The sequence below is a fragment of the Spirosoma spitsbergense DSM 19989 genome, assembly GCF_000374085.1.
GTDB lineage: Bacteria > Bacteroidota > Bacteroidia > Cytophagales > Spirosomataceae > Spirosoma > Spirosoma spitsbergense.
In genome coordinates this window covers 1-1,372 of sequence record NZ_KB893527.1, presented here as the reverse complement: position 1 = coordinate 1,372, position 1,372 = coordinate 1, and the positions used below count along the sequence as shown (strand labels likewise).

At 42.2% G+C, this 1,372-nt stretch carries 2 protein-coding genes; both read right to left on the bottom strand.

Annotated elements, in window-relative coordinates; genetic code table 11:
• Positions 1 to 5: 5 nt before the first annotated feature.
• Entirely contained in the window at positions 6 to 326 is a 321-nt protein-coding gene (locus B157_RS0113620) for a BrnT family toxin (RefSeq protein WP_020603870.1), read from the bottom strand.
• The coding region (locus B157_RS0113615; protein WP_342664698.1) for a replication initiation protein at positions 319 to 1,372 on the bottom strand (1,054 nt) is incomplete at its 5' end. The genes B157_RS0113620 and B157_RS0113615, both read right to left, overlap by 8 nt.

Here is a 1,372-nt window from a genome sequence, read left to right as displayed (position 1 = left end):
CGTTTTTAATCACGGTCACCACTCGCTTGCTGCTTTTGTTTGACGTTTTGAGCATACTCGTTTCTAATTTTAGCTTTGGATGGCCAGCAACTAATCGGGCGAATTTGACCATTTCTGATCACATACACAACGGAACAGACCCGGAACCGGTTCGATAGTCCAATGGCCTGAAACCGCTCTTCGCCGTCGGGTCCCAGGCGGGAGAATTTAATGAGCGCATAGGGATCAGCGAAGACGCTTTCGACCTCACTGATTGAATTATCCCGATCGGGGTAATCCTGAATAATGTGCTTNATACTACCCTCATCCCACTGAAATTCAGTCATTTTTCACCCCCTTTGGCTGTTTGAGTCCCAACCGGGTAAGTAGGTAACCCGCCACGTTTTTTTCGACTTTGATTCTTCCGGTCTGCAACTCGTAAGCAAACTTGTTGACCTCCTGAATTAATTCGGCTGAGTTCATAATCTGATTGACCACGTCAGCGCGTTTGATGTTCCAATTCTCCAGTAAAAGCCGCACGTTTTGGTATTGAGCGTCAGAAACACCCCCTGGAGTTGTTTGGGTTTTAGCAGCTTCCTCCTTCGTAGGTAGAACGACGGCTAAAGGTTGTGCTTTGACATCAAATGTGACGCTATCGAAGCTACGTCCTCGTTTTCCAAGGGTATAACTAATCTCTAAATCAGTACGTTGATTTATCTGCTTGACTGATGCATCTAATACATAACGCTTGAAATCTGATAGTCGCTCAAACTGCTCATTACCCTTGTCATCGAGTAAGAATAGCATCTTTTTAAACTCATTCAGACTGAACGTTTGGGTCTGCCTTTTATCTTTCCATTGGCTACATATAGCATAAATTCGTTTAGCATATTTGCTGCCTAACCGTAGAGCTGCGTATAGTTCGAAGGAGGTGAAATTGTCCTTTAAATCAAACAGGTAAGGCTTTATGTCATCAGAGAACCTTACTTCAATACGCCCCTCGCCAATAACATACTTTACTCGCTGAAACATCCAGATTTGTTCGTAACTCTTTGATGTTGAGATCTCGAACATTCGGCTCCCCATTTCTTCAGTAGCTTTCCGCAGGTAACCATATTTGTATTCCTTTCCCGTCATTGTTGATAGGTCTTTTACAACAATCTCGTAGATCTCATCCTTTTTATCTCTTTTGAGCATTGATAAAAGGTATAGAAAGATGTCTAACTGCAATTCGGAATACTCGTAACGAGCTGTAGTGATAGCATTATGTTGACGGATTTCTACTGCCTGATTCATTCTAGATGAAGATTTTGAGGATGACTCCGCTAATAACGATAAAAAAGATCTATTATCGTTATATAGACTCGTTTTTGGGGGATCAAAACTCGTTTTT